Source organism: Streptomyces sp. HUAS MG91, assembly GCF_040529335.1.
Lineage (GTDB): Bacteria > Actinomycetota > Actinomycetes > Streptomycetales > Streptomycetaceae > Streptomyces > Streptomyces tabacisoli.
Map to the genome: position 1 here is coordinate 6,553,312 of NZ_CP159534.1, position 25,344 is coordinate 6,578,655.

The window sequence follows — 25,344 nt, forward strand, 5'->3', positions numbered from 1 at the left end:
CACGACATGAGACACTGCGCCCTCCTGCTGACCACCGTGTGCGCGACACCTGGAACATGTGGGCCCTATGCACAGGCCACGCTGTTTCGAGGGATGTGCGCGGACGATCTCGCCCTCCCGGTGGGTGAGTTGGACGCCGGCAGGGGCGTAGGGACGGCCGACGCCCAGCCTTACGAGGTCATCCAGCCCCGGAGCGAGAGCGTGAGCGTCGCCTGGGCTCCGGGCGCGCGGCCGCCCCGACGGTCACCAGCTCCCGGGCAGCAAGATCCGTGGAGCGAATCCGTCGGTGGCCGCGATAGTGCCGTCCGCTGCCCAGAACCACAGTTCGTCGGTCGTCCTGGCGCGACCCACGAGGTCGTCACGGCCGTCGCCGTTCAAATCGGCCGCTGCGAGATCGGTGAAGTTGCCCCATCCCGAGCCGACGATTTTCACGGTGCTGAACAGGTCGGGGGCGCCGCCTCCCAGCCCGGCCCAGTACTGCAGTCGGTCCGTAGCGGTGTTCCGTCCGACCAGATCGGTGGTGCCGTTACCGTCGAAGTCACCCGCGGCCAGGTCGGTGAGGCCGCTCCAGTCGCCCGTCACGTCCACGGGGGCGGTGAACCCTGACGTGCCCGGCGCCGTCCTGCCCGTGCCCGCCCAGAAGCGGAGTGAGCCTGTCGCTGCTTCCCGGGCGATCAGGTCGTCGTGACCGTCCCCGTCGAAGTCGCCTGCGACGGTGTCTCGATAGCGGGACCAGTCGGCGGTGACCGGGGTGTGCGCGGCCAGGCCGTCCCCGGTGCCGGGCGCGCCGGCCGTTCCTTCACCGGCCCAGAACTCCAGTGTTCTCAGGCCGACGGCGCGACCGATCACGTCAGTCCGGCCGTCCGCGTCGAAGTCGCCAGTGGCGAAGTCGGTGTAGTTGTCCCAGGCGTTGCCCAGCACGGCGGGCGTGCCCAGGCCCGAGGCCGCCGCGGAGGTGGTGCCGGACCCGGCCCAGAAGTTGAGGGTGCCGCCCTGAGCTGTCCGCGCGAGCAGATCGTCGTGTGTGTCGGCGTTGAGATCCCCCGCGAAGATGTCGACGTACTGGGACGGAACAAGGGTGAACGACGCCTTCAGGAGGGCGTGATCGGACTCGGCGAACGCGGTGGCTGCCAAGGACGGTGCGGTGAAGTGGCGGCGATCGGCGAAGACGTAGTCGATCTTCCGTGCCGATGCGGTGGGGGCTCCGTTGCGGCAGCGCACTGTGCCGGTCGCGGGACAGGTGACCCCACCGGTGCTGGTCTCGGCGAACCAGGCGGGGTTCGTCTCGTCCGCCTCCAGGAAGCGGCCGATGGGCTGCGCCGTCGCGTCCTTCGAGCTGTGCGTGTGGTCGTAGAGGTGGGCGAGCCCGCCCTCGTTGGGCTGCAGGTTCAGATCGGCGCCGAGTACCACCGGCGTGTTGACGGGGAAGAGTGACGGGTCGGCCGTCCAGTCGGCTATCTCCTGGAGCTGTTCGGGCGCTGCGGCGTAGGTGTGTGCCGTGCACGCCTTCAGGGGGCGGCCGTCGTAGCTGGTGTTGGCGCACAGCAGCCCTCGCTTGACCTCCACAGTCCGCCCGTCATTGGTGTACGTCTCGTCTCCGGTGTGGACGAAGGCGTGGTATTCCTGGACGTCGTCCGGGACGTCCTGGCGGCTGAGCACCGCCGAGCCGAAGCGCTTGTCCGATCCGCAGTTGACGACATTGTCCTGTGACGAGGCGTAGGTGCCGTCCATGGTCCACCCCGCCCGCGTCAGCTGCAGCTTTAGCGCCGCGTATTGGGACAGGCAGATCTCGTCGACGGTGATGATGTCGGGCTGATAGGACGAAGCCTCCGTCACGAGGCGGGCGACGGACGTGCCCTCGCCGGTTCCGCCGAGGTTGTTGGGGCAGGCGTAGGCAGCGCCGCACAGGTTGTAGTGGATGACCTTGAGCTGAGGTCCTGTGGTTCTGGCCTCGGCCGTGCCGCTCCCGGCCAGGAACGAGGCGCACAGGAGCAGCGCGGCTACCGCCACACGAATGAATGTTCTCTTCACCAGCGGAGTATGCGCGGGCGGAGGGGATGGGCGCGAGGCTCCGGCGGTGCCGGAGGCGACGGACGTGGACGGCTGCCGTGGGTGAGGCTGTCGTGCGTCGGCGCCGCGGTGGCTACCGTTCCGGCCACACGGTCCGCGGCCCGGCGCACCTGGCGCCCAACTCCTCCACCCGGCGCCTGAGTTCACGATCAGCGGTGACCACCGCCACAGGCCGCTCGGCATGCTCGACGAAGCCCACGATGTGGTCGTCACCGCTGCCGGAGGCCGACTCGACCCGCACGCCGGGCACCGACTCCACGCCCCGCGCCGCGCCCTCGACGACCAGGACCACCGTGGCCCCGGTGCGCTCGGCGTGCCCGGCGAGGTGGTCCCGCAGGCGCTCGGCGGCCCCGCGCCGGTCGCGCCACCAGCCGTCCGGCACCGAGCCGACGACATTCGCCCCGTCGACCAGCAAGATTTCGTCCATGGGGACAGGATCGCAAAAGGTTGTACGCGCGGCAGTTGCGCTTTGGCATAGATCGAGGGCCGGTTGCGAATCACTTCCCCCGGACACCCGTGATGTCCGGTAGGTCATAAAACGGTGATCGTCTGTGTGGCTACTGTGAAGACGTCCGACGATCATGAGAGGGCGCCGCGTCACCGCCGCGCCAGGAGACAACCGTGCCAGTCAAGAACACCCGCGCCCGCAAGGCCGTCATCCCCGCCGCAGGGCTCGGTACCCGCTTCCTCCCCGCCACCAAGGCGACCCCCAAGGAGATGCTGCCGGTCGTGGACCGGCCGGCCATCCAGTACGTGGTCGAGGAGGCCGTGCGCAGTGGGCTCGACGACGTGCTCATGGTCACCGGACGCAACAAGCGGGCGCTGGAGGACCACTTCGACCGCGCCTACGAGCTGGAGCACCTGCTGGAGCTGAAGGGCGACGCCGCCAAGCTCGCGCACGTGCGGGCGTCGAGCGAACTGGCCGACGTGCACTACGTCCGCCAGGGCGACCCGCTCGGCCTCGGCCACGCCGTGCTCGCCGCGGAACCGCACGTCGGCGACGCCCCGTTCGCCGTCCTGCTCGGCGATGACCTCATCGACGAGCGCGACCCGCTGCTCGCCCGGATGCTGGAGATCCAGGAACAGCGCGGAGGCAGCGTGGTCGCCCTCATGGAGGTGGAGGACGACCGGACCCACCTGTACGGGTGCGCGGCGGTGGCCCCGGTCGAAGGCGGGGCCGACGACGAGCTGGCCGTCACCGACCTCGTCGAGAAGCCCGAGCCGGGCACCGCGCCCAGCAACCTCGCGGTGATCGGCCGCTACGTCCTCGCCCCGCAGATCTTCGGCATCCTGCGCGAGACCCCGCCGGGCCGCGGCGGCGAGATCCAGCTGACGGACGCCCTGCGGCAGCTGGCCCTCGACCCGGAGCTGGGCGGCCCGGTCCACGCCGTGGTCTTCCGGGGCAGGCGCTACGACACCGGGGACCGCGGCGACTACCTGCGCGCCGTCGTCCGGCTGGCCTGCGAGCGCGAGGATCTCGGCCCGGAGTTCCGGACCTGGCTCGGAGAGTTCGTCCGGGAGCAGGGGATTCTGCCCGTCTGAGCGGACAGGGCCTCCCGGACGCGGCCGCATAAGCTGACCATGTGAATGGCACCTGGCTGATCCGTGGCCGCGACGGCGGACTCTGTGCTTACGCATACGCCCCCGGCGGCGACGCCGTCGTCTCCCGCGCGGAGTCCCGCCCCGGTGGCCCCTGGTCGCCCCCGCGCACGGTCGGCGGCGACCAGCCCGTCCACCCCGCGCTCGCCGTCGCCCGCAGCGGAAACGGTTATGCACATCTGGTCTCCTGGTGCCCCACCGTCCCCGGCGAGTCGGGCCTGGTGCACACGACCCACTTCCAGTCGCGTCTCGCGGCCCTCGACTGGTCCTCGATCGGCCACCCGAACAAGAAGGGCGACCGCACCGGCCCGCCCGCCGTGGCCGTCGACGCGCAGGGCCGCGCCCATGTCTCCGTCCGCAACAAGGGCGGCGGGATCAGCATGCGCGCGCAGGCCGAGAAGGGCGGCTGGGAGCCGTGGCGCGACCTCAAGGGCAGCGGAGTGCGCGGCCTGCCGGCCGCCGTCGCCGGTGAGTCGGGGCTGATCACGCTGTACGCCGCGACCGCCGACGGCATCCTGCGCTGGCGGCAGCCCGAGCCGGGCGTCGTGCCCGTCCTCGACGACAAGGCGCAGCCCGCCGCCGTCCGCCCGGACACCTTGTGCGCCCTGGCGACCTCGGCCGAGCACACCACGCTCTTCTACGTCACCGAGGACGGCGGCCTGGACGCCTGGCGCGGCGACGAGAAGCCCGTACGCCTGCTGGACGCGGCGGGTGACGGCGCCCCCGTCGCGGTCCGGTGCCGCCTCGACGACGTGGACTGCACCCTGCTGGCCCAGCGGGCGCGGAGCGGGCGGGTCGCGTTCGCCGCGTATCCGACCGAGGTCGAGGGGGCGGGGGCGTGGTGGGCTGAGTCGGGGGAGCCGCTGCCGTCCGACGCGCGGCTCGCCCTGACCGAGGACGCCGCCGGGCGAGTGGTCGCCGCCGTCTGCGTTCCCGGTACCGAGGACCGCGTGCTCCTCACCCGCCGCAAGGACGAGCCCGGTCTGGCGCTGGAGGCCTGGCACCGAGCGTTCTGACGACTCGGCCGCGTCTGCGACCAGCCACGACGAGAGTCGCGGACGAGAACGGCGATGGCCGCCCCCGCACCGGAGTGCGGGAACGGCCACCGTCGGACAGCGAGCCGGACTACGCGGGGACGGACGCGACCCCGGCCTCCAGGAACGGCTTGCCGTTGACCCGCTGAGAGACACCCTCACGGTCCAGGTACGGCGTGATCCCGCCCAGGTGGAAGGGCCACCCGGCACCGGTGATCAGGCACAGGTCGATGTCCTGCGCCTCGGCGACGACACCCTCGTCGAGCATGAGCCCGATTTCCTGGGCGACGGCGTCGAGCACCCGGTCGCGGACCTGCTCCTCGGTGAGGACGACATCGCCCTGCTTGAGGAGCGCGGCGACCTCGGGGTCCAGCTCCGGCTTGCCGGAGTCGTACACGTAGAAGCCGCGCTTGCCCGCCTTGACCACGGCGGCGAGGTTCGGCGACACCGTGAAGCGCTCCGGGAAGGCGCGGTTCAGGGTCTCCGAGACGTGCAGACCGATGGCCGGGCCGACCAGCTCCAGGAGGACCAGCGGCGACATCGGCAGGCCGAGCGGCTCGACGGCCTTCTCGGCGACCTCGACCGGCGTGCCCTCGTCGATGACGTTCTGGATCTCGCCCATGAAGCGGGTCAGGATGCGGTTCACGACGAACGCCGGGGCGTCCTTCACGAGCACCGCGGTCTTCTTCAGCTTCTTGGCGACACCGAACGCCGTGGCCAGCGCCGCGTCGTCGGTCTTCTCGCCGCGCACGATCTCCAGGAGCGGGAGGATCGCGACCGGGTTGAAGAAGTGGAAGCCCACGACCCGCTCGGGGTGCTTGAGCTTCGAGGCCATCTCGGTGATCGACAGCGACGAGGTGTTCGTCGCGAGGATCGCGTGCGCCGGGACGACGGCCTCGACCTCGGCGAACACCTGCTGCTTGACGCCGATCTCCTCGAAGACGGCCTCGATGACGAAGTCGGCGTCGGAGAAGCCCTCCGCCTTGTCGAGGACACCGGAGACCAGGGCCTTGAGGCGGTTGGCCTTGTCCTGGTTGACGCGGCCCTTGCCGAGCAGCTTGTCGATCTCGGCGTGGACGTAGCCCACACCCTTGTCGACGCGCTCCTGGTCGATGTCGGTCAGCACGACCGGCACCTCGAGGCGGCGCAGGAACAGCAGGGCGAGCTGCGAGGCCATCAGACCGGCGCCGACGACGCCGACCTTGGTGACGGGACGCGCGAGCGACTTGTCCGGGGCACCGGCGGGACGCTTGGCGCGCTTCTGCACCAGGTTGAACGAGTAGATGCCGGCGCGCAGTTCGCCGCCCATGATGAGGTCGGCGAGCGCCTTGTCCTCGGCGTCGAACCCGGCCTGGAGGTCCCCGCTCTTGGCGGCGGCGATGATCTCCAGCGCGCGGTACGCGGCCGGGGCCGCGCCGTGCACCTTGGAGTCGGCGATGAACCTGCCGCGCGCGACGGCCTGGTCCCAGGCCTCACCGCGGTCGACGTCCGGACGCTCGACCTTGACGTCGCCCTTCAGGACGTTCGCCGTCCAGATCAGCGACTGCTCCAGGAAGTCGGCGCCCTCGAAGATCGCGTCGGCGATCCCCAGCTCGTGCACCTTCTTGCCGTTGAGCTGCTTGTTCTGGTTCAGGCTGTTCTCGATGATCACCGAGACGGCCTTGTCGGCGCCGATCAGGTTCGGCAGCAGCGCGCAGCCGCCCCAGCCGGGCACCAGGCCGAGGAAGACCTCGGGCAGCGAGAACGCGGGGAGCGCCTTGGAGACGGTGCGGTACGAGCAGTGCAGACCGACCTCGACGCCACCGCCCATGGCGGCACCGTTGTAGTACGCGAACGTCGGCACGGCGAGGCCGGAGAGGCGCTTGAAGACCTCGTGGCCGCCCTTGCCGATGGCGAGCGCGTCGTCGTGGTTCTTCAGCAGCTCGACGCCCTTGAGGTCGGCGCCGACGGCGAAGATGAACGGCTTGCCGGTGATGCCGACACCGACGATGTCACCGTCGGCCGCCTCCTTCTCGACCTGGTCGATGGCGACGTTCAGGTTCGCCAGCGAGCCGGGGCCGAAGGTGGTCGGCTTGGTGTGGTCGAAGCCGTTGTCCAGCGTGATCAGCGCGAACCGACCGGCGCCGTACGGCAGTTCCAGGTGGCGTACGTGCGCGGAGGTCACGACCTCACCGGGGAACAGCTCGGCCGCACCCTTCAAAAGCTCAGCGGTGGTGCTCACTTGTCCCCCTCGAAGTGCGGGTTTTCCCAGATGACCGTCGCGCCCATGCCGAAGCCGACGCACATGGTGGTGATGCCGTAGCGGACGTTCGGCTGCTCCTCGAACTGCCGGGCCAGCTGGGTCATCAGGCGCACGCCGGACGAGGCCAGCGGGTGGCCGAACGCGATGGCGCCGCCGTACTGGTTGACGCGCGGGTCGTCGTCGGCGATGCCGTAGTGGTCGAGCAGGGCGAGCACCTGGACGGCGAACGCCTCGTTGATCTCGAACAGGCCGATGTCGTCGATGGTCAGGCCCGCCTTGGCGAGGGCCTTCTCCGTCGCCGGGATCGGGCCGTAGCCCATGACCTCCGGCTCCACGCCGACGAAGGCGTAGCTGACGAGGCGCATCTTGACCGGGAGGTTGTTCTCGCGGGCGAAGTCCTCGGAGGCGAGCAGCGACGCGGTGGCGCCGTCGTTCAGGCCCGCGGCGTTACCGGCGGTGACGCGGCCGTGCGTACGGAACGGCGTCTTGAGGCCGGCCAGGTTCTCCAGGGTCGTGCCCGGGCGCATCGGCTCGTCGGCGGTGACCAGACCCCAGCCGGTCTCGCCCACCTCGGCGTTGGTGTTGCGCACCGAGATCGGCACCAGATCCTGCTGGATCTTGCCGTTCGCGTACGCCTTCGCCGCCTTCTCCTGCGAGCGCACGGCGTACTCGTCGGCGCGCTGCTTGGTGATCTGCGGGTAGCGGTCGTGCAGGTTCTCCGCGGTCATGCCCATGAACAGAGCCGACTCGTCGACGAGCTTCTCGCTGACGAAACGCGGGTTCGGGTCGACGCCCTCGCCCATGGGGTGGCGGCCCATGTGCTCGACGCCACCGGCGATGACGGCGTCGTACGCGCCGAACGCGATGGAGCCGGCCGTGCTGGTGACCGCCGTGAGCGCACCGGCGCACATACGGTCGATGGAGTAGCCCGGGACCGACTGCGGCAGCCCCGCCAGGATGCCCGCCGTGCGGCCCAGGGTCAGGCCCTGGTCGCCGATCTGCGTGGTCGCGGCGATGGCGACCTCGTCGATCTTGGCCGGGTCCAGGTTCGGGTTGCGGCGCAGCAGCTCCCGGATGGACTTCACGACGAGGTCGTCGGCGCGGGTCTCGTGGTAGATGCCCTTCGGGCCCGCCTTGCCGAACGGGGTGCGGACGCCGTCGACGAAGACGACGTCCCTGACGGTACGAGGCACGATGGCTCTCCTCCAAGATGCGGGACGGCACTGCCGCGGCGCGCGACTGAGCGCGCGCTCACCCCTTCATGCTACTTGCGGGTAACCATGCTGCCCAGCCCCCTCGCCCGGAGCGGCGAACGTCACATCTCCGGGCTCGTCCTTCGGGTGCGGGGAACTGCGCGAGAAGCGGCCGCCGGCCGTCAGCCGGTCGACAGGGCTGTCACCAGTACCGGTGTCACCTGTTCCACCTGCCAGCGCCGAGCGCCATGCCCGGTCAGTGCCGCCGCGACGGAGTCGGCGTCCACCGAGGACGGCGGCTCCCAGCACACCCGCCGCACGGTGTCCGGCGTGATCAGGTTCTCCTGCGGCATGTTCAGCGTCTCGGCGAGCGCCGTCACCCCGGCCCGCGCCGCGGACAGCCGAGCCGCGGCGGCCGGGTCCTTGTCGGCCCAGGCGCGCGGCGGCGGCGGCCCGGCGACCGGCTGCCCGGGCTGCGGCAGCTCCGACTCGGGCAGCTCCCGGGCCCGGTCGACGGCGGCCTGCCACTGCTCCAGCTGACGCCGGCCCATCCGGTGCCCGAACCCGGGCAGCGCCGACATGGCCTGCACGTTCAGCGGCAGCGCGAGCGCGGCCTCGACGATCGCCCCGTCACCGAGCACCTTGCCCGGCGAGACGTCGCGCCGCTGTGCGACCTTGTCCCGCGCGGTCCACAGCTCCCGTACGACGGCCATCTGACGGCGGCGCCGCACCTTGTGCATGCCGGAGGTGCGCCGCCACGGGTCCTTGCGGGGCGGCGCGGGCGGCGCCGAGGCGATCGCGTCGAACTCCTCGTGGGCCCACTCGAGCTTGCCCTGCCGGTCGAGCTCCTTCTCCAGGGCGTCCCGCAGGTCGACGAGGAGCTCCACGTCGAGCGCGGCGTAGCGCAGCCAGGGCTCGGGCAGCGGCCGCGTCGACCAGTCGACCGCGGAGTGTCCTTTCTCCAGTACGTAGCCGAGCACGTTCTCGACCATGGCGCCCAGGCCCACGCGCGGGAACCCGGCGAGCCGGCCGGCCAGCTCGGTGTCGAAGAGCCGCGAGGGGCGCATGCCTATTTCGCGCAGGCACGGCAGGTCCTGGGTGGCGGCGTGCAGGTCCCACTCGGCGTCGGCCAGCGCGTCGCCGAGGGCGGAGAGGTCGGGACAGCCCACGGGGTCGATGAGCGCGGTGCCCGCACCCTCGCGGCGCAGCTGCACCAGATACGCGCGCTGCCCGTAGCGGTAACCGGACGCGCGCTCGGCGTCGACGGCCACCGGACCGGTGCCCGCGGCGAAGGCCGCGACGACATCGGCCAGCGCGGACGCGTCGGCGATCACCGGAGGAATGCCCTCGCGGGGTTCGAGCAGGGGGACCGGTGCCCCGTCAGCAGTGACGTCGGTGTCCGGAGCCGAGGGCGTCTGCGGCTGCGGCCGCGGGGCTCCGGTGGTGCGCAGTGAGCTGTCTGCTGCGGTTTCTTGGGCGTCGGTCACCTGTCAAGGGTATCTGTGAACGGACGGCGCCCGTCGACGGAACGTTCCGTCGACGGGCGCCCAAGGTGCGTAAACCGGAAAGATCCGGCCAGCCGGTGAAGGAGAGGGTCAGTGGATGATTCCGGTCCGGAGGGCGACCGCCACCATCCCGGCGCGGTCACCCGTGCCGAGCTTGCGGGCGATCCGGGCGAGGTGGCTCTTGACGGTCAGGGCGGACAGGCCCATCGAGACTCCGATGGCCTTGTTCGACTGACCCTCGGCGACGAGCCGGAGCACCTCGACCTCACGGCCGGAGAGCTCGCGGTAGCCGCCCGGGTGGCTCGGGGCACCCGGGGGGCGGCGGTGCATCCGGGCGGCCGCCGAGCCGATCGGAGCGGCACCGGGACGGGTCGGCAGGCCGACGTTGGTACGCGTGCCGGTGACGACATAGCCCTTCACGCCGCCCGCCAGGGCATTGCGTACGGCGCCGATGTCGTCGGCGGCGGAGAGGGCGAGGCCGTTGGGCCAGCCCGCGGCTCGGGTTTCGGAGAGAAGCGTCAGTCCGGATCCGTCGGGGAGGTGGACGTCGGCGACGCAGATGTCACGGGGGTTGCCGATGCGGGGACGAGCCTCGGCGACGGACGAGGCCTCGATCACATCGCGTACTCCGAGCGCCCACAGATGGCGGGTGACGGTGGAGCGTACGCGCGGATCGGCCACGACGACCATCGCGGTCGGCTTGTTCGGGCGGTAGGCGACCAGGCTTGAGGGCTGCTCGAGAAGAACGGACACCAGGCCTCCTGGGGTGCGGGACGGAGCCGGCTGGGGGAAGAAGCCGGGACGAACCGTGCTTTCAAGGTCACTGAGGTCTTCGGCAGCAAACCCGCCCGCCTTTAGAGAAAGATCACGATTTGGTGAGTAACAATTCACCTAATTCGGACAAGTGATCGATGATCCGAAGATCGAACCGAATCGATTCCCTCGAACAGCGGACATGCGAGAGGGGCGGTACGGCCTATGCGGCCGAAAACCGCCCCTCGAATCAGTGTGTCTGGGGACCCCGGCGCTGCGGCAGCGTGACGACCGCGCCGCCCTCTCCGCCCTGCGGACCGGCCGGCGCCGGCGGCAGCCCGGCGAGCTGGCACAGCAGCTCGCACCACGCGGCCAGGTGCGCCGCCGTGTCCGGCACCCCGCCCCGGCCCTCGCGCGGCGTCCACGAGGCGCGGATCTCGATCTGCGAGGCGGCGGGCCGGTCGCCGATCCCCCCGAAGTAGTGCGAGCTGGCCCGGGTGACCGTGCCCGACGGCTCCCCGTAGGAGAGCCCCCTCGCCCGGAGCGCGCCGGTCAGCCACGACCAGCACACGTCCGGCAGCAGCGGATCGGCCGCCATCTCCGGTTCCAGCTCCGCGCGGACCAGCGTGACCAGGCGGAACGTGCCGTGCCACGCCTCGTGCCCCGCCGGATCGTGCAGCAGCACCAGCCGGCCGTCGGCCAGCGCCTCCGCATCGTCGGAATCGGGGCCCGGCTCGACGACCGCCGCCTCCAGCGCGTACGCGAAGGGGGCCAGGCGCTGGGGCGGGCGCGTGGGGTCGATCTCGATCTCCGGGCGCAGCCGTGCGACGCGCAGGGCGTCGACCGCCGTGCGGAAGGCGGGAGGGGCAGCGGGCGCCGTGTCGTCCTTCTTCTGTGCAGCGTTCATGTCCCGAGCGTTCTGCCCGTCCCTCACTGATTCACTCATCCCGTCGGCATCGTCTGCGCCGTCTGCGGTGTCCGCAGGCCGCGGCCATGCCGGGAAGGGTAAGGGGAACGGAGGCCCGGCGCGGGTAAGAACACCCGGCGCCGACGCCGTTCCCGGGGTGACGCGCGAGCGTGCGAAACTCTCCCGTGTGAGTGCCAACACCGAGGCCACGGGCCAGCAGCCGTCAGCGACCACCGACGCCGTCAAGGATTCAGCCTTCCTGAAGGCATGCAGGCGCGAGCCCGTGCCGCACACCCCGGTGTGGTTCATGCGCCAGGCGGGCCGGTCGCTGCCCGAGTACCACAAGGTCCGTGAGGGCATCCCGATGCTGGAGTCGTGCACGCGGCCCGAGCTGGTCGCCGAGATCACGATGCAGCCGGTGCGCCGGCACAAGGTCGACGCGGCCATCTACTTCAGCGACATCGTCGTCCCGCTCAAGGCCATCGGCATCGACCTCGACATCAAGCCCGGTGTCGGCCCGGTCATCGCCAACCCGATCCGCAGCCGCGCCGACCTGGACCGGCTGCGCGACCTGACCCCGGACGACGTCTCCTACGTCACCGAGGCCATCGGCCTGCTCACCGCCGAGCTCGGCGGCACGCCGCTCATCGGCTTCGCGGGCGCGCCGTTCACCCTCGCCAGCTATCTCGTGGAGGGCGGCCCGTCCCGCAACCACGAGATCACCAAGGCCCTCATGTACGGCGAGCCCGAGCTGTGGGCCGACCTGCTCGACCGGCTCGCCGAGATCACCTCCGCGTTCCTGAAGGTGCAGATCGAGGCCGGCGCCAGCGCCGTCCAGCTCTTCGACTCGTGGGTCGGCGCGCTGTCGCCCGCCGACTACCGCCGCTCCGTCATGCCCGCCTCCGCGAAGGTGTTCGACTCGGTGGCGCACTACGGCGTGCCGCGCATCCACTTCGGTGTCGGCACCGGTGAGCTGCTCGGCCTGATGGGCGAGGCCGGCGCGGACGTCGTCGGCGTCGACTGGCGCGTCCCGCTCGACGAGGCCGCCCGCCGGGTCGGCCCCGGCAAGGCGCTCCAGGGCAACATCGACCCGGCGATCCTCTTCTCCACCCCCGAGGCGGTCGAGGAGAAGGCGCGCGAGGTCCTGGACGCCGCATCGGGCCTGGAGGGCCACGTGTTCAACCTGGGCCACGGCGTCCTGCCGACCACGGACCCGGAGGCGCTGACCCGCCTCGTCGACTACGTCCACACGCAGACCGCCCGATAGAGCGGGCGCGGCAGACACGAGGCGGACGCGGCGGCACGCCCTAACCTGTGGCGCGCACCGCCGCGACCGCCTTGCGCGCCGCCACCAGGACCGGGTCCCACACCGGGGAGAACGGCGGCGCGTAGCCCAGGTCGAGCGCCGTCATCCGCTCCACCGTCATGCCGGCGGTCAGCGCGACCGCCGCCACGTCGACCCGCTTCGCGGCGCCCTCCCGGCCCACGATCTGCACGCCGAGCAGCCGCCCGGTGCGCCGCTCGGCCAGCATCTTGACCGTCATCGGCGCGGCCCCGGGGTAGTAGCCCGCCCGGTTCGTCGACTCGACGGTGGCCGTCACGTACCGGAGCCCGGCCCGGTCGGCGTCCTTCTCGCGCAGCCCGGTCCTGGCGATCTCCAGCTCGCACACCTTGCTGACGGCCGTGCCGACGACACCCGGGAACGTGGCGTACCCGCCGCCCACGTTCGACCCGATGACCTGCCCGTGCTTGTTCGCGTGCGTCCCGAGCGCGATGTGCCGCTCGCGCCCGGACACCAGGTCGAACACCTCGACGCAGTCGCCGCCCGCCCAGACGACCCCACCCGCCTCGGGCCCGCGCACCCGCATCGCCACGTCCGTGAGCAGCCCGCCGTGGTCACCGAGCGGCAGCCCGGCCGCCCGCGCCAGCGTCGTCTCGGGGCGCACGCCGATGCCCAGGACCACGACGTCGGCGGGGAACTCGGCGTCCCGCGTGACCACGGCCCGCACTCGCCCGTCGTCCCCGGTGCGGATCTCCGTCACCTCGGCGTCGCCGACCATGGTGATGCCCATGCCGGTCATCGCCTCGTGCACCAGCCGGCCCATGTCCGGGTCGAGCGTGGACATCGGCTCGGCGCCCCGGTTGACCACGGTCACCTCGTAGCCCCGGTTGACCAGCGCCTCGGCCATCTCCACCCCGATGTACCCGGCGCCGACGACCACGGCCCGGCGCCCCGGTGCCGCCCGGAGGGTGTCGAGCAGCGCCTGCCCGTCGTCGAGCGTCTGCACGCCGTGCACCCCGGCCGCGTCGATGCCGGGCAGCTCCGGGCGGACCGGCCGGGCGCCCGTCGCGATCACGAGCTTGTCGTACGGCGTCCAGGACTCGGCCCCGCTCTCCAGGTCCCGCGAGCGCACCCGCCGCTCCCGGACGTCCAGCTCCACCACCTCGGTCCGCATCCGCAGATCGATGCCGCGGGCCCGGTGCTCCTCGGGCGACCGGGCGATCAACTCGTCGCGCTCGTCGACCTGTCCGCCCACCCAGTACGGGATCCCGCACGCCGAGTACGACGTGAAGTGCCCCCGCTCGAACGCCACGATCTCCAGCTCGTCCGGGCTCCGCAGACGGCGTGCCTGCGACGCGGCGGACATGCCCGCCGCGTCGCCGCCGATCACCACAAGTCGTTCAGCATTCATGGGCCCACGCTACGTGGACCGTACGCGTCAGTCCTGCTCGCCCGGCCCGGACCGGGGGTGCGAGGGCAGCGGGCCGGGGACCGTGTGCGCCGGCTGCGGCGCGGGCCGCCTCGGCAGCCGGGGCCGGACCAGCCGCAGCCACACCAGCACCAGCAGCGCCACCAGCGCCGCGAACGGCAGCACGGCCGCGAGCACGATCACGACCCACCTGAGGAACGCCACGAAGGCGCCCCAGCCGCCCGACAGGGCGTCGAGGAACCCGGGGTCGTCGTCCTTCACGACGGCCTTCGCGGGGGGTGCCTCGGACAGCTTCAGCGTGATCGTCGCCATCGTCGTCCGGTCCTTCAGGGACGCCTGCCGCGCGAGCAGCGCCTCCAGCTCGGACTCGCGGCTGCTCAGCTCGCCCTCCAGCGCCACGACGTCGCTCAACTTCGTCGCCTTGTCCATGAGTTCGCGGACCCGCGCCACGCTGGCCCGCTGCGACGCGACCCGGCTGTCCACGTCCACCACCTGGTCGGTGACATCCTGGGCACTCTGGTCCCGGGACAACAGGCGCCCGGTACCGGTGAGTTGGCCGACCACCTTCTCGTACGACTCCTGCGGAACCCGCAGAGTGACCCGGGTGCGCTCGTGCCCGTGGCCGTCACGGTCGGTCGTCTCGTCGCCGACGTAGCCGCCGGCGCTCTCGGTGGCGGCGCGCGCCGCGTCGAGCGCGTCCGGCACGTCCTTGACGCGGACCGAGAGGGAGGCGGTGCGGATGATGTGGATGCCGGTGAGCTTCGGCGTCTTCGTCGCCTTCGCGGCGCCCTCGCCGCCGGGCTCGGCCGCGCCGCCGCCCGCGCCCTTCGAGTCCGCGGAGTCGGCCCGCACGTCGGACTTGGCGTTGTCCCCGCCGGAGGACGAGCCCGCGCCCGAGCAGCCGGTCAGCGCCAGGGCCGCGGCGAGCAGCAGCGGAGCGAGAAGACGCGGCGCCCGCCGCAGGGTGGTCGTGCCGGATGCCTGCATGAACGTACCCCCAGAGAAATGCCGAACGTCTGACGCCTCCTTCGACGCGCGAGTGAGCCATTCGGTGATTGCCGGGTGGCGGCGAACCGGTAACGGTCGGGACTCGGCCTGGACGGCCGTCCGTTCTGAGAGAGTGGGAGACATGCGCGAAGCGGACACACGTACGGAAACAGAGACCGTCAGGGACGTCCTGGTGGTCGGGGGCGGCATCACCGGCCTGGCGGCCGCCCACCGATTGCTCGACCGGGACCCCGGTGTCCGGGTCACCGTCCTGGAGAGCTCCGACCGGCTCGGCGGCAAACTGCGCGCGGGAGAGATCGCCGGGGCGCGCGTCGACCTCGGCGCCGAGTCGATGCTGGCCCGCCGCCCCGAGGCCGTGGGCCTCGCCGAGGAGACCGGACTCGGGGACCGCCTCCAGCCGCCGTCGACCGCGACCGCCTCGATCTGGACCCGCGACGCCCTGCGCCCCATGCCCAAGGGCCACGTCATGGGCGTCCCCGGCACCGCCGACGCGCTCGCCGGTGTCCTCTCCGACGAAGGGCTCGCCCGCATCGCGCAGGACGCGGACCTCCCGCCCACCCCGATCGGCGACGACATCGCCGTCGGCGAATACGTCGCGGCGCGGCTCGGCCGCGAGGTCGTCGACCGCCTCGTCGAACCCCTCCTCGGCGGCGTGTACGCGGGCGACGCCTACCGCATCTCGCTGCGCAGCGCCGTCCCGCAGCTCTTCGAGGAGGCCCGCCGCCACCCGTCCCTGACGGCGGCCGTCCGCGCGATCCAGGCCCGCGCCCCCCAGCCCACGGACCCGCCCGCCCCGGTCTTCATGGGCATCGAGGGCGGCATCGGCACCCTCCCGGAGGCGGTCGCCGGATCGGTGCGCGAAAAGGGCGGCGAGATCATTTTCGGCGAACGCGCGGTGCAGCTGGGGGCGCGGGGAACCGCGCGAGCGACCACGGACGACGCGCACTCGACGGACCGGCGCGTACCCCTGTGGCGGCTGGTCACGGAGTCGGGCCGCACCTTCCACGCCCCCCAGGTGATCATCGCCCTCCCGGCCCCCGCGGCGGCCGGCGTCCTGCGCACCGCGTCCCCGAACGCCGCCCAGGAACTCCGGGCGATCGAGTACGCCAGCATGGCCCTGATCACCCTGGCCTACCGCACGAGCGAGGCCGGTCTCCCGCCGGGCAGCGGTTTCCTCGTCCCGCCCGTCGACGGCCGCACCATCAAGGCCGCCACCTTCGCCTCCCACAAGTGGGGCTGGATCGCGAAGGAGAACCCCGATCTGCGCATCGTGCGGACCTCCGTCGGCCGGTACGGCGATGACAAGGACCTGGGCCGCGACGACGCCGACCTCGTCGGCATCGCCCGCCACGACCTGCGCGAGGCCGTCGGCCTGACCGCCACCCCCGTCGACGCCCACGTCACCCGCTGGCAGGACGGCCTGCCCCAGTACCCGGTCGGCCACGCGGACCGCGTCGCCCGCGTCCGCGAGCACATCGGACGGCTGCCCGGTGTCGCCGTGTGCGGCGCCGCGTACGACGGCGTCGGCATCCCGGCGTGCATCGCGAGCGCGTACGCGGCCGTGGACGAGGTGCGCGGGGACCCGGCCGCCCGCGAGGAGCTGAAGGCCAACCCGGTGCAGAGCCTGCACGGCGGCGCGGGAGAATGAGGGACATGAGCGACGAGAACACCACCCCCGACGCGGCGGCAGCCCGCATCCCGAACAAGGGCAAGTTGGCGAAGGACCTGAACGAGGTCATCCGCTACACGCTCTGGTCGGTCTTCAAGCTGAAGGACGTCCTCCCCGAGGACCGGGCCGGGTACGCCGACGAGGTCCAGGAGCTGTTCGACCAGCTCGCGGCGAAGGACATCACGGTCCGCGGCACCTACGACGTGTCCGGCCTGCGCGCCGACGCCGACCTCATGATCTGGTGGCACGCGGAGACGGCGGACGAGCTGCAGGAGGCGTACAACCTCTTCCGCCGCACGAAGCTGGGCCGCGCCCTGGAGCCGGTCTGGTCGAACATGGCGCTGCACCGCCCCGCCGAGTTCAACCGCTCGCACATCCCGGCGTTCCTCGCCGATGAGACGCCCCGCAACTACGTGAGCGTCTACCCCTTCGTGCGCTCCTACGACTGGTACCTGCTGCCCGACGACGAGCGCCGCAAGATGCTCGCCGACCACGGCAAGATGGCGCGCGGCTACCCGGACGTGCGGGCCAACACCGTCGCCTCGTTCTCGCTCGGCGACTACGAGTGGATTCTCGCGTTCGAGGCCGACGAGCTGTACCGGATCGTCGACCTCATGCGTCACCTGCGGGCCTCCGAGGCGCGTCGGCACGTCCGCGAAGAGGTGCCGTTCTACACCGGGCGCCGCAAGAGTGTGGCCGATCTGGTGGCCGGGCTCGCGTAAGCACCCTTCAAGCCCCTCCGGCGATTGAGGAGCGGGGTCCGGGGCAGAGCCCCGTGACCTCAGCCCCGGCGTCGGAGGGACTTCATTTCAGCGGCGTGGGCTCCGCGTGGGCCGCACAGGACGCCCCGCGCCGCTCCGGCACCCGCCCCTCCAGCACATACGCGTCGAAGTACCCGTTGACGCAGGCGTTGGCGCCGCCGCCGATGCCGTGCGTCCCGGCGTTCCGCTCGGTCACCAGCACCGATCCGGCGATCCGCCGGTTCAGCTCCCGCGCGCCCGTGTACGGCGTCGCCGCGTCCCGCTCGGCGGCCAGGATCAGCGTCGGCGGCAGCTCACCGGGTGCCGTCCGCACGTCGACCGGCCGCTGCCGGGGCGTCGACCAGTACGCGCACGGCAGGTTCATCCACGCGTTGTCCCATGTCTCGAACGGCGCCTTCTTCGCCAGCGCCGTGTTGTCGCGGTCCCAGACGCGGAAGTCCGTGGGCCAGGGCGCGTCGTTGCACTCGACGGCCGTGTACACGGCGGTGCCGTTCTCGTTCTCCTGCTCGGCGCGCGCCCCCGACGGCGGTGTGGCCTGGCCGATCAGCGGCTTCGGGTCGCCCTTCAGATACGCGGACAGCGCCGCGGCCCGCATCGGCCAGTAGTCGTCGTAGTACCCGGCCTGGAGGAACGCCGACTGCAACTGGCCCGGACCGACCTTCCCGCCGGCCGGCTCGTGCGCCAGCTCCGCGCGCACCTTCTCGTACGAGCGCAGCACCTCCTCGGGCGTCGTGCCCAGGTGGTACGTCCCGTCGTGCTTGGCGACCCAGGTCCGGAAGTCGAGCCAGCGGCCCTCGAACGCCGCCGACTGCTCCAGGTTGTCGCGGTACCAGATCCGCTCCGGGGCGGGGTCGACCGCCGAGTCGAAGACCATGCGGCGCACATGCGAGGGGAACAGGCGTGCGTACACGGCGCCGATGTACGTGCCGTAGGAGGCGCCCATGTACGTGAGTTTCGGCTCGCCCAGCGCGGCCCGCAGCACCTCCAGGTCACGGGCGTTGGCGAGCGTCGTGTAGTGCTCGATCCCCGGGTTCTTCGCACAGCCCGCCGCATACGACCTGGCCTGCGCGACGCGCTCCTTCTTGTACGAGGCCGAAGGGTGCGTCGGTGCCTGGGTCGGCGCCTTCGCGAAGCGCTTCGGGTCCTGGCAGGAGATCGGCGCCGAGCGGCCCACCCCGCGCGGCGCGTACCCGATCAGGTCGTAGGCGGCGCCGATGCGCTTCCACTCCGGCATCGCGCCGGCCAGCGGGAAGTACATGCCGTTGCCGCCGGGGCCGCCCGGGTTGAACACGAACGCGCCCTGCCGCTCGCTCTTCTTGCCGCGCGCGGCCACCCGGCTGACCGTCAGCTCGATCCGCTTGCCGGACGGATGCGCGTAGTCGAGGGGGACGGAGACGGTCCCGCAGCGCACCGGGTCGTCCAGCTCCTCCACGGCCGGGCAGGGTCCCCAGGTGATGCCCGCGACGGCGGCCCGCGCGGCGGCGACCGCGACACCGGCCTGCTCCGGCGCGGCGGCGGGACCGGGGAGGGGGACGGGGGAGGCGGGGGACACGGGGGAGGCGGCCGGCGCGGACAGGACCAGCGTCCCCGCGGCGGCGCAGAGGACGGACGTGGCTCGCAACGCGTGTCTCATACGCGGATACTTCGTGCGGTGCCTGGCGATGTAAAGCACCGGTTCGCCGGTGTCGGATCAATGACCCCGATGCGTCGGCCGGGTGCCCGCGCTCACTCGGAGAGCGCGGCCCGCACCTGCGGATCGTCCACCGCGCGCAGCCCGCGCAGGGCGACCGCGAACAGACTCCCCGCGGCCGCCGGACGCGCGGCGAGCAGCCGCTGCCCGACCGGCGAGGCCCAGCGCGTGTACGGGTGGATCTCGATCCGGGCGATGGCCAGACAGCTCAGGGTGAGCAGCAGCGGCAGCGCGAACCAGAGCGCCACCGGGGTGTCCTGGGTCTCGGCGCCCTGGCCCGGGGTGAGCGTCGCGACCGCGCCGAGCACGACCACCGCGACGGTCGCCGCCCGCACCTGCCGCACCGCCGCCGTGACGGCCGAGCGGGCGGCCTCCGGGACCGCGAGCCCCGCCGTGACGAGCCCGTCGGCCAGGGCGCGCACCGCGTCGCCCGCCGCGGTGGCGGCCCGCAGCGGCGCCGTCCGGGACTGCCCGGCGGGCCCGATCGCGCCGAGCACGGAGCGCTCCATGGTGTCCCGGCCCACCGGGTCGACGACCGTCGCCCAGCCGGTGTGCGCGAGCAGCAGCCGGTGGCCGCGGGCCATCGACACCAGCGTCACGTCCACGACCCGCACCGGCCCGCCGGACAGGAACGCCGTCTCGTACAGGGACAGTTCGTGGTCCGACAGGACGTGCGCGCCGGTCCGCACGGTGTCCTCGGCGCGCTCGCCCTCGGCGGCGCGCACCGCCGCGAGGCACAGCCGTCCGCAGGAGACGGCGGCGGCCGCGCAGGCCAGGAGGAGGAACAGGACCCAGAACATGAGGTGTTTCTATGACAGGTGTTCGAGTTTCCGCTACGGCATATTCACTATGCGGACACTCAGCGCCAGGCCGCGGGGCTGGACGCCGCGGGCGGCAGCGAGAACGTCGGCGACGGGGTGACCGGCGTCGCCGAGCCCGGGGACGCCGTCGGTCCCGGCGGGGCGGGGGAGCGGGTGCCGGGCGGCGGGCTCGCGGTGGCCGCGCCGCGCGCCAGCGCGTCGAAGTCGACCAGACCGGTCGCCTCCAGGACCTTCATGTGGTCGAGGACCGTGGTGTTGGCGTCGTCCGCGAGGCCCCGTACGAGCGTGTTGCGGGTCGAGGCGCGCACCTGGGCGACGAGCGCGAAGACCTGGCCGTGGGCGCGGCGCAGGATGTTGGCGAACTCGCGCTCGTAGTCCAGGCCCTTCGCCGCGGTCAGCGTCCGCAGCCAGCCCTGCTGCTGCGGGTTGGGCTGGTTGGGCAGTTCGAGACGGAGCCGCGCCGCGACCTCCCGCACCCGCGCGTCCAGGAACGTGTGGCCCTCGACCAGGTGCTCGCCCGCCGTCTCGATCGCCTTGGTCGGGGCCCGCTCCTCGGCCTGCTGCCCGGCGGGCATCTCCCACAGCCCGGCGAGCCGCACCTTGGTGATGAAGAGCCGGTCGGTCGCCGACAGCGGGCCGAACCGGGTCGGCACCGACTGCGCGTCGAGCGTGTCCAGGCCGGTGGCCGACCGGTCCGCGTAGGACCAGATGGGAAAGGCGAGCGCGGCCAGCGTGGCCAGCAGCCCGGTGACGATGAGCGCGGTCCCGTTGATACGGGTGCCGGTACGCGTGCCGCGGATCGGCGAGAGCAGTCGCATGATGCCTCCTGGTGCGGCACCGCACGCTAGTGCGCTTCCGCCACCGGGTTCGGGGCATCCGCGTCGACTACGCCAGCCGCCGTACGGGACGCGGGGGTTGTGCGGTCCGCGCGCCCCGATCCGGTGTGTACCCGGCCGCCGGTCAGCCCCTGCGCAGCGCGAACCGCGCGGCCCGCAGCGCCCGGGCCACCGGACGTCCCGCGAGCGGCGCGGGGCCGGACCGCTCCAGCCACCAGGCGGTCAGCTCCCGGCGCGGGCCGGCCTGCGGGACCCGCTGCTCCAGGAGCAGGTCCTCGGCGAAGTCCAGCGCGTCGCGCCGGTAGCCGTCGGTCATCGGCCGCCGCGCCGCGTAGGCGAGGAACGCCGTCCGGTACGCCGACGCGCCCAGGATCAACGGCAGTTCGGGCGCCACCTTGGCGACGACGTCGGCCCGCTTGCCCGCCAGCGCCCGGCTCTGCACCGCGAGCCGGGCCCGGTCGAAGCCCTCCGGCGCCGGGGTGTCCGCGACCAGCGCGGAGAGCAGCGCGGTCTGGGCGAGGGCCACCCGTCCCCGTACGGAGTCGTCGGCCCCGGCCACGGCTGCGGGAGCCGGGTCCCCGGCGGCGGCCGGTGCGGGACCGCCCGCCGCCCGCACCGTGGCCCGGATCGTCTCGACCTCGCGCCCCAGCTCGGCGGGGTCCTCGGGGAAGTTCTCGTCCCGTTCGAGCAGCACGCCCGGCGGGGTCACCCGGGACGCCAGGTCGGCCAGGATGTCCAGCACCGGCCGGGGCACCGGGTGGGCGTGGCTGTCGTGCCACACCCCGTCCCGCTCGAAGCCGCCCGCCACATGCACGTACGCGATCGCCTCGACGGGCAGCTCGTCCAGCGCCTTGGCCGGGTCCTCGCCCCGGTTGACGTGGTTCGTGTGCAGGTTCGCCACGTCGATCAGCAGCCGGACGCCGGTGCGCTCCACCAGCTCGTACAGGAACTGTCCCTCGGACATCTCCTCGCCCGGCCAGCCGAACAGCGCCGCGATGTTCTCCACCGCGAGCGGCACCGGCAGGGCGTCCTGCGCGATCCGGACGTTCTCGCACAGCACGTCGAGCGCGTCCCGGGTGCGCGGCACCGGCAGCAGATGCCCGGCCTCCAGGAGCGGCGAGGCGGTGCGCTCGCCGCCCGCCCTGACGAACGCGATGTGCTCGGTGACCAGCGGCGCCCCCAGCGCCTCGGCCCGCGCCGCGAGATCGGCGAGCCGCCCCTCGTCGGGCCGCTCGGCACCGCCGAGCCCCAGCGACACCCCGTGCGGCACGACCGTCACGCCCCGCTCGCGCAGCCGCACCAGCGAGTCGGGCAGATGGCCCGGACACACGTTCTCCGCGACCGTCTCGACCCAGTCGATCCCCGGCATCGCCTCGACCACCTCGGCGATCTCCGGCCGCCACCCGATCCCCGTACCCAGCCGCGGAAGCTGCCCCATGTCCGTCCCCCTCCTCCGCGCCAATGCTGTCCAGGTGTCATGACCCCGGCGCGTCCGGCCGAACCCACGGGGGAGACGTTCAGAGGAACATTTGAGGTTCCGCGTCCGGGTGGGCGCGCGGGTCGCGGCCCAGCGCGGCCAGCATCCGGCTGAACGCCGTCACCTGCCCGTCCAGGGCGACCGGCGGGGCGAAAGCGGCGCCGGGGCCGCGCGATCCCGGTCCCGACGGCACCCGCAGGGCCACGTCGAGCGCGGCCGTCACCACCGGCTCGGGCAGGTCGACCCGGGCGCCGACCGTCGCCGCGATGTCCCAGGCGTGGACGACGTGGTCCAGCAGATGGAAGCCGACGGCGACGCGTCCGGGCCAGCCGCGGGCGGGCTCCGGGCCCGGACGCGGAATCTCCGGAAGCGTGAACTCCCGCTCCAGGACGCCCGGTACGGCGAACGCCGCGATCACGTCACGGGCGGCCTCCCGGTGTGCCGCCGCGACATCGGCACCGGGCGGCGGCTCCCGCCAGTGCGCCGGATCCGCGCCGTCGCCGCGCGCGGCCGCGGCGAACCCGCGGTGCTGGGCGGCCAGATGTGCGACGAGCCGCCGCAGTGTCCAGCCGGCGCACGGGGTGGCGCGGTCCCAGGCGTCGGCGGGGGCGAGGTCCACGAGGCGCAGGCACTCCTCGACGGCGGCACGGTCGAGGCCGGCCGGTGCGGGACCGGTCATCGCGCGCTCCGTCCGGTGCCGTAGGAAGGTGCGGGCCAGGGCGCGGCGCCCACGAGGATCTCGCGGGCCGCGCGCCAGACGGCCGCGGCGTCCCAGTGCGGCACGGTCCAGGCGGTGGCCCGCGTCGTGCCGTGGCCGCGGAACGCCCGCACGGTGCGCGCGTGGTCGGGGCGGCGGACGAAGGCGGTGAGGTGCCGGACGTCGGTCCACGCGGAGACCGACCCCGAGCGGCGGCGCACCGGATCGGTCCACAGCCATATGCCCACCGCCCCTTCCGTGGCGGGCCAACTGCGCCGCAGCCGCAGTCCGTTGACGGCGACGCCGACGGATCGCGGGCCGCTGTCGGCGGTGAACTCGGTGACGCTGACCAGGACCGGACCGGCCGTCCCCGCGGAGGCGGGGCCCGGCTGCCAAGGGGCGCGCAACAGGCGCGCGGACGGTGTCATGCCCCGACGATAAAACTAAACGAACGATCGTGCTGAGAGTTTGCCGAACAGAACCCAGAGGGCGGGCGGTGGGCCTCAACTCCTAGGCGGTCGGCGGCGCGTGGCGCCGATCGGTGACGGCCGCGGCGATCCGCGCCGCGATTCCGGCGCGGGCCCGCCGGTAGGCGTCCGGCTCGCCGTGCAGCACCGAGTGGGCGTTGGCCGTCTCCATCAGGGCGATCACCTCGAAGGCGAGCTGCGGCACATCCGTACCGGCCCGCAGTTCGCCCAGCTCCCGGGCCTCCTCGGCGCACCGCTCGACCAGCTCCACCCACGCGCGCTGGGCGCGGGCCAGCGCGTCGTGGACGGCGCCCTCCCGGGCGTCGTACTCGGCCAGCGTCCCGTAGAAGAAGCAGCCCCCGGGGAAGACCCGGTCCGCCGAGTACGCCAGCCAGTTCGCGCACAGCCGCCACAGCCGGTCCGTGCCCGCCGGACCCTCCAGGGCCGGGCGCACCACCTTCTCCTCGTAGACGCGGGCGGCCGCCCGCACCGTCGCCAGCTGCAACTCCTCCTTGGAGCCGAACAGGGCGAAGAGCCCGCTCTTGCTGATCCCGAGCTCGGTGGCGATGCGCCCCAGGGAGAGGGCCTCGAGGCCCTCCACCGAGGCGAGATCGACGGTTCTGCGCAGCACCAGCCGCCGGGTCTCGTTCCCGCGCGCGACCCTGCCGTCCACTGCTTCCTTCATGAGGTCATGATGCGGTACGGGGGAGCGGCCGCCGCCGGCGGCTGAGCCGGCATCGGCGGCGGCCCACGGGCACGGGAACCAGCGCCTCCCCTTGCGCGGCTCGCGTGCTCACCGTCCCCGCCGGCCGGGGCGGGCGGGAGACCGCCCCGAAGGGGCCGACAAGGACGAGAGGCCGGGGCCGAACGACGGCGTGAACGCCCCCGGCCGCTCGGGGAACGGCGGACGGTGAGGACCCGGGGTCTCGGGGGCGCGGTGCGCGCGGTCCGAGGCTCTCCCCGGCCGGCGCCACCCGCTGGTCCGCATGTCGTGCGAATCTCGCTCCGACACGGACTCTGCTGACCCGATGCTATGCCTCCGCGGGCCGGACCGCCAGGGTCCGGTTCGGTCGCCCGCCAGGTTGTGACCGCTGTGCTTCCCGGGTTCCGCGCGGCTCACCGCGAGCCGTCGCGCGTGCTGCCACGTGTGCTGCTACGCGTGCCCGAGGTCCGGCGACCAACTGCCGTCGCGGGGGCCCTCGGCGACGACGGTGCACGAGCCCGGCGCGATCTCCGTGAACCCGGCGTCGCGCACCACCGGCAGCCCGGCGCGGGTCAGCGCCGCCCAGCGGTCGCGGTCCTCGCACACCCGCACCGCCAGCGGGAAGCCCGCCTCGCGCCACTCCTTGCGGCGTGCCTCGGGCAGCTCCCACCAGGCGAGCTGAGCGCCGTGCCCGGCCTGCGCCATGGCCTTGCCCGCGGTCATGTCGAGCTCCGGGTTGAGCCAGAGCGTCACACCCGCCGCGCCGGGAGCGGCCGGCGGCTCGGGATCGTCGAGATCCGTCCCGGAGACCTGGAGCCGGGCCAGGTCCTTGGGCCAGCCGTCGAGCGGGACCGGCGGATAGACCCGCACCTCGGTCCCGGCGGCGCCGGTCACCGTGATGCCCTCCAGCGCCTCGGCGCGCCGCCACTCGGCGCCCCTGGCCCGCCGCACCACCTTGCGGATCCGGGCGTCCTGCCAGTCCCGCATCGCCCGCGCCCACTCCCCGTCGCCGAGCGAGCGCTCGTCCGAGAGGATCGTCAGCACGGCGCGGGCCGCCGTCTCCAGCGCGTCCGTGCGGGCCGGCGGCGCGGCCCGCTCGATCCGCACGACGAGCGGCAGCACGAACTGCGGCGCCTCGTCACGCGCGGTGGGCTCGGACCGGAAGGGGCTGTCGGTGGCGGTGTCGTCGCTGGTCACGCCC

At 73.0% G+C, this 25,344-nt stretch carries 22 protein-coding genes; 5 read left to right on the forward strand and 17 right to left on the reverse strand.

Annotated features, from left to right (window positions below; translation table 11 throughout):
* Positions 1-243 precede the first annotated feature (243 nt).
* Together ABII15_RS29730 and ABII15_RS29735 are read right to left on the reverse strand one after the other, a co-directional pair.
* Positions 244-2,010 (reverse strand): FG-GAP-like repeat-containing protein, encoded by a 1,767-nt coding sequence (locus ABII15_RS29730; RefSeq protein WP_353945334.1) that lies wholly within the window; start codon positions 2,008-2,010, stop codon positions 244-246.
* Between the two features lie 133 nt (positions 2,011-2,143).
* Entirely contained in the window at positions 2,144-2,497 is a 354-nt protein-coding gene (locus ABII15_RS29735; protein WP_353945335.1) for an NTP pyrophosphohydrolase, read from the reverse strand.
* A gap of 194 nt (positions 2,498-2,691) precedes the next feature.
* Between ABII15_RS29735 and galU the strand changes: the two genes are divergently transcribed.
* A complete protein-coding gene (gene galU / locus ABII15_RS29740; RefSeq protein ID WP_353945336.1) occupies positions 2,692-3,612 on the forward strand; it encodes a UTP--glucose-1-phosphate uridylyltransferase GalU in 921 nt (306 codons plus the stop codon).
* 41 nt (positions 3,613-3,653) lie between these two features.
* Positions 3,654-4,685: a hypothetical protein gene (locus ABII15_RS29745; protein WP_353945337.1), complete on the forward strand. Its 1,032-nt coding sequence runs from the start codon at positions 3,654-3,656 to the stop codon at positions 4,683-4,685.
* Positions 4,686-4,794: 109 nt separating this feature from the next.
* Here the strand turns inward: ABII15_RS29745 and ABII15_RS29750 are convergent, their stop codons facing one another.
* From ABII15_RS29750 to ABII15_RS29770, 5 genes are all read right to left on the reverse strand, one after another.
* Positions 4,795-6,924 carry a 3-hydroxyacyl-CoA dehydrogenase NAD-binding domain-containing protein gene (locus tag ABII15_RS29750; protein WP_353945338.1) on the reverse strand — a complete coding sequence of 710 codons (2,130 nt, stop codon included), beginning with the start codon at positions 6,922-6,924 and terminating at the stop codon, positions 4,795-4,797.
* Positions 6,921-8,138, reverse strand: a complete 1,218-nt coding sequence (locus tag ABII15_RS29755; RefSeq protein ID WP_353945339.1) for an acetyl-CoA C-acyltransferase — start codon at positions 8,136-8,138, stop codon at positions 6,921-6,923. The genes ABII15_RS29750 and ABII15_RS29755 overlap by 4 nt, the downstream gene beginning before the upstream one ends.
* A 182-nt stretch (positions 8,139-8,320) precedes the next feature.
* A complete protein-coding gene (locus tag ABII15_RS29760; protein ID WP_353945340.1) occupies positions 8,321-9,625 on the reverse strand; it encodes a ribonuclease D in 1,305 nt (434 codons plus the stop codon).
* 108 nt (positions 9,626-9,733) lie between these two features.
* Complete coding sequence (locus ABII15_RS29765) at positions 9,734-10,396, reverse strand: response regulator transcription factor (protein WP_353945341.1); 663 nt, start codon at positions 10,394-10,396, stop codon at positions 9,734-9,736.
* Positions 10,397-10,646: 250 nt separating this feature from the next.
* On the reverse strand, positions 10,647-11,303 hold the full coding sequence (locus ABII15_RS29770; RefSeq protein ID WP_353945342.1) for a DUF3000 domain-containing protein: 657 nt from the start codon (positions 11,301-11,303) through the stop codon (positions 10,647-10,649).
* Between the two features lie 187 nt (positions 11,304-11,490).
* Between ABII15_RS29770 and hemE the strand changes: the two genes are divergently transcribed.
* On the forward strand, positions 11,491-12,570 hold the full coding sequence (gene hemE / locus ABII15_RS29775; protein ID WP_353945343.1) for a uroporphyrinogen decarboxylase: 1,080 nt from the start codon (positions 11,491-11,493) through the stop codon (positions 12,568-12,570).
* A 40-nt stretch (positions 12,571-12,610) separates the two neighbouring features.
* Here hemE and ABII15_RS29780 read toward each other — a convergent pair whose 3' ends face one another.
* Positions 12,611-13,996 carry an FAD-dependent oxidoreductase gene (locus ABII15_RS29780; protein ID WP_353945344.1) on the reverse strand — a complete coding sequence of 462 codons (1,386 nt, stop codon included), beginning with the start codon at positions 13,994-13,996 and terminating at the stop codon, positions 12,611-12,613.
* 27 nt (positions 13,997-14,023) lie between these two features.
* On the reverse strand, positions 14,024-15,001 hold the full coding sequence (locus ABII15_RS29785; protein WP_353945345.1) for a DUF4349 domain-containing protein: 978 nt from the start codon (positions 14,999-15,001) through the stop codon (positions 14,024-14,026).
* 142 nt (positions 15,002-15,143) lie between these two features.
* On the opposite strand from ABII15_RS29785, the gene hemG reads away from it, so the two are divergent.
* Positions 15,144-16,670, forward strand: coding sequence for a protoporphyrinogen oxidase (hemG, locus tag ABII15_RS29790; RefSeq protein WP_353945346.1), 1,527 nt, complete (start codon positions 15,144-15,146; stop codon positions 16,668-16,670).
* Between the two features lie 5 nt (positions 16,671-16,675).
* Positions 16,676-17,413, forward strand: coding sequence for a hydrogen peroxide-dependent heme synthase (gene hemQ / locus ABII15_RS29795; protein WP_353945347.1), 738 nt, complete (start codon positions 16,676-16,678; stop codon positions 17,411-17,413).
* Positions 17,414-17,495: 82 nt separating this feature from the next.
* Here hemQ and ABII15_RS29800 read toward each other — a convergent pair whose 3' ends face one another.
* The 8 genes from ABII15_RS29800 to ABII15_RS29835 form a co-directional block, all read right to left on the reverse strand.
* Positions 17,496-19,085 (reverse strand): alpha/beta hydrolase, encoded by a 1,590-nt coding sequence (locus tag ABII15_RS29800; protein ID WP_353945348.1) that lies wholly within the window; start codon positions 19,083-19,085, stop codon positions 17,496-17,498.
* A 92-nt stretch (positions 19,086-19,177) separates the two neighbouring features.
* Positions 19,178-19,942 carry a TIGR04222 domain-containing membrane protein gene (locus ABII15_RS29805; protein ID WP_353945349.1) on the reverse strand — a complete coding sequence of 255 codons (765 nt, stop codon included), beginning with the start codon at positions 19,940-19,942 and terminating at the stop codon, positions 19,178-19,180.
* Between the two features lie 59 nt (positions 19,943-20,001).
* The gene (locus ABII15_RS29810; protein WP_353945350.1) at positions 20,002-20,781 is read right to left on the reverse strand and encodes a DUF4142 domain-containing protein; all 780 of its coding nucleotides are present in this window, start codon (positions 20,779-20,781) and stop codon (positions 20,002-20,004) included.
* Between the two features lie 142 nt (positions 20,782-20,923).
* Complete coding sequence (locus ABII15_RS29815; RefSeq protein ID WP_353945351.1) at positions 20,924-22,237, reverse strand: DUF692 domain-containing protein; 1,314 nt, start codon at positions 22,235-22,237, stop codon at positions 20,924-20,926.
* A gap of 79 nt (positions 22,238-22,316) precedes the next feature.
* Positions 22,317-22,955 (reverse strand): TIGR03086 family metal-binding protein, encoded by a 639-nt coding sequence (locus tag ABII15_RS29820; RefSeq protein WP_353945352.1) that lies wholly within the window; start codon positions 22,953-22,955, stop codon positions 22,317-22,319.
* Positions 22,952-23,401: a hypothetical protein gene (locus tag ABII15_RS29825; protein WP_353945353.1), complete on the reverse strand. Its 450-nt coding sequence runs from the start codon at positions 23,399-23,401 to the stop codon at positions 22,952-22,954. The genes ABII15_RS29820 and ABII15_RS29825 overlap by 4 nt, the downstream gene beginning before the upstream one ends.
* Positions 23,402-23,483: 82 nt before the next feature.
* Positions 23,484-24,125, reverse strand: a complete 642-nt coding sequence (locus ABII15_RS29830; protein ID WP_353945354.1) for a TetR/AcrR family transcriptional regulator — start codon at positions 24,123-24,125, stop codon at positions 23,484-23,486.
* A gap of 468 nt (positions 24,126-24,593) precedes the next feature.
* Positions 24,594-25,340 carry a peptidyl-tRNA hydrolase gene (locus ABII15_RS29835; RefSeq protein WP_353945355.1) on the reverse strand — a complete coding sequence of 249 codons (747 nt, stop codon included), beginning with the start codon at positions 25,338-25,340 and terminating at the stop codon, positions 24,594-24,596.
* Between the last annotated feature and the right edge of the window lie 4 nt (positions 25,341-25,344).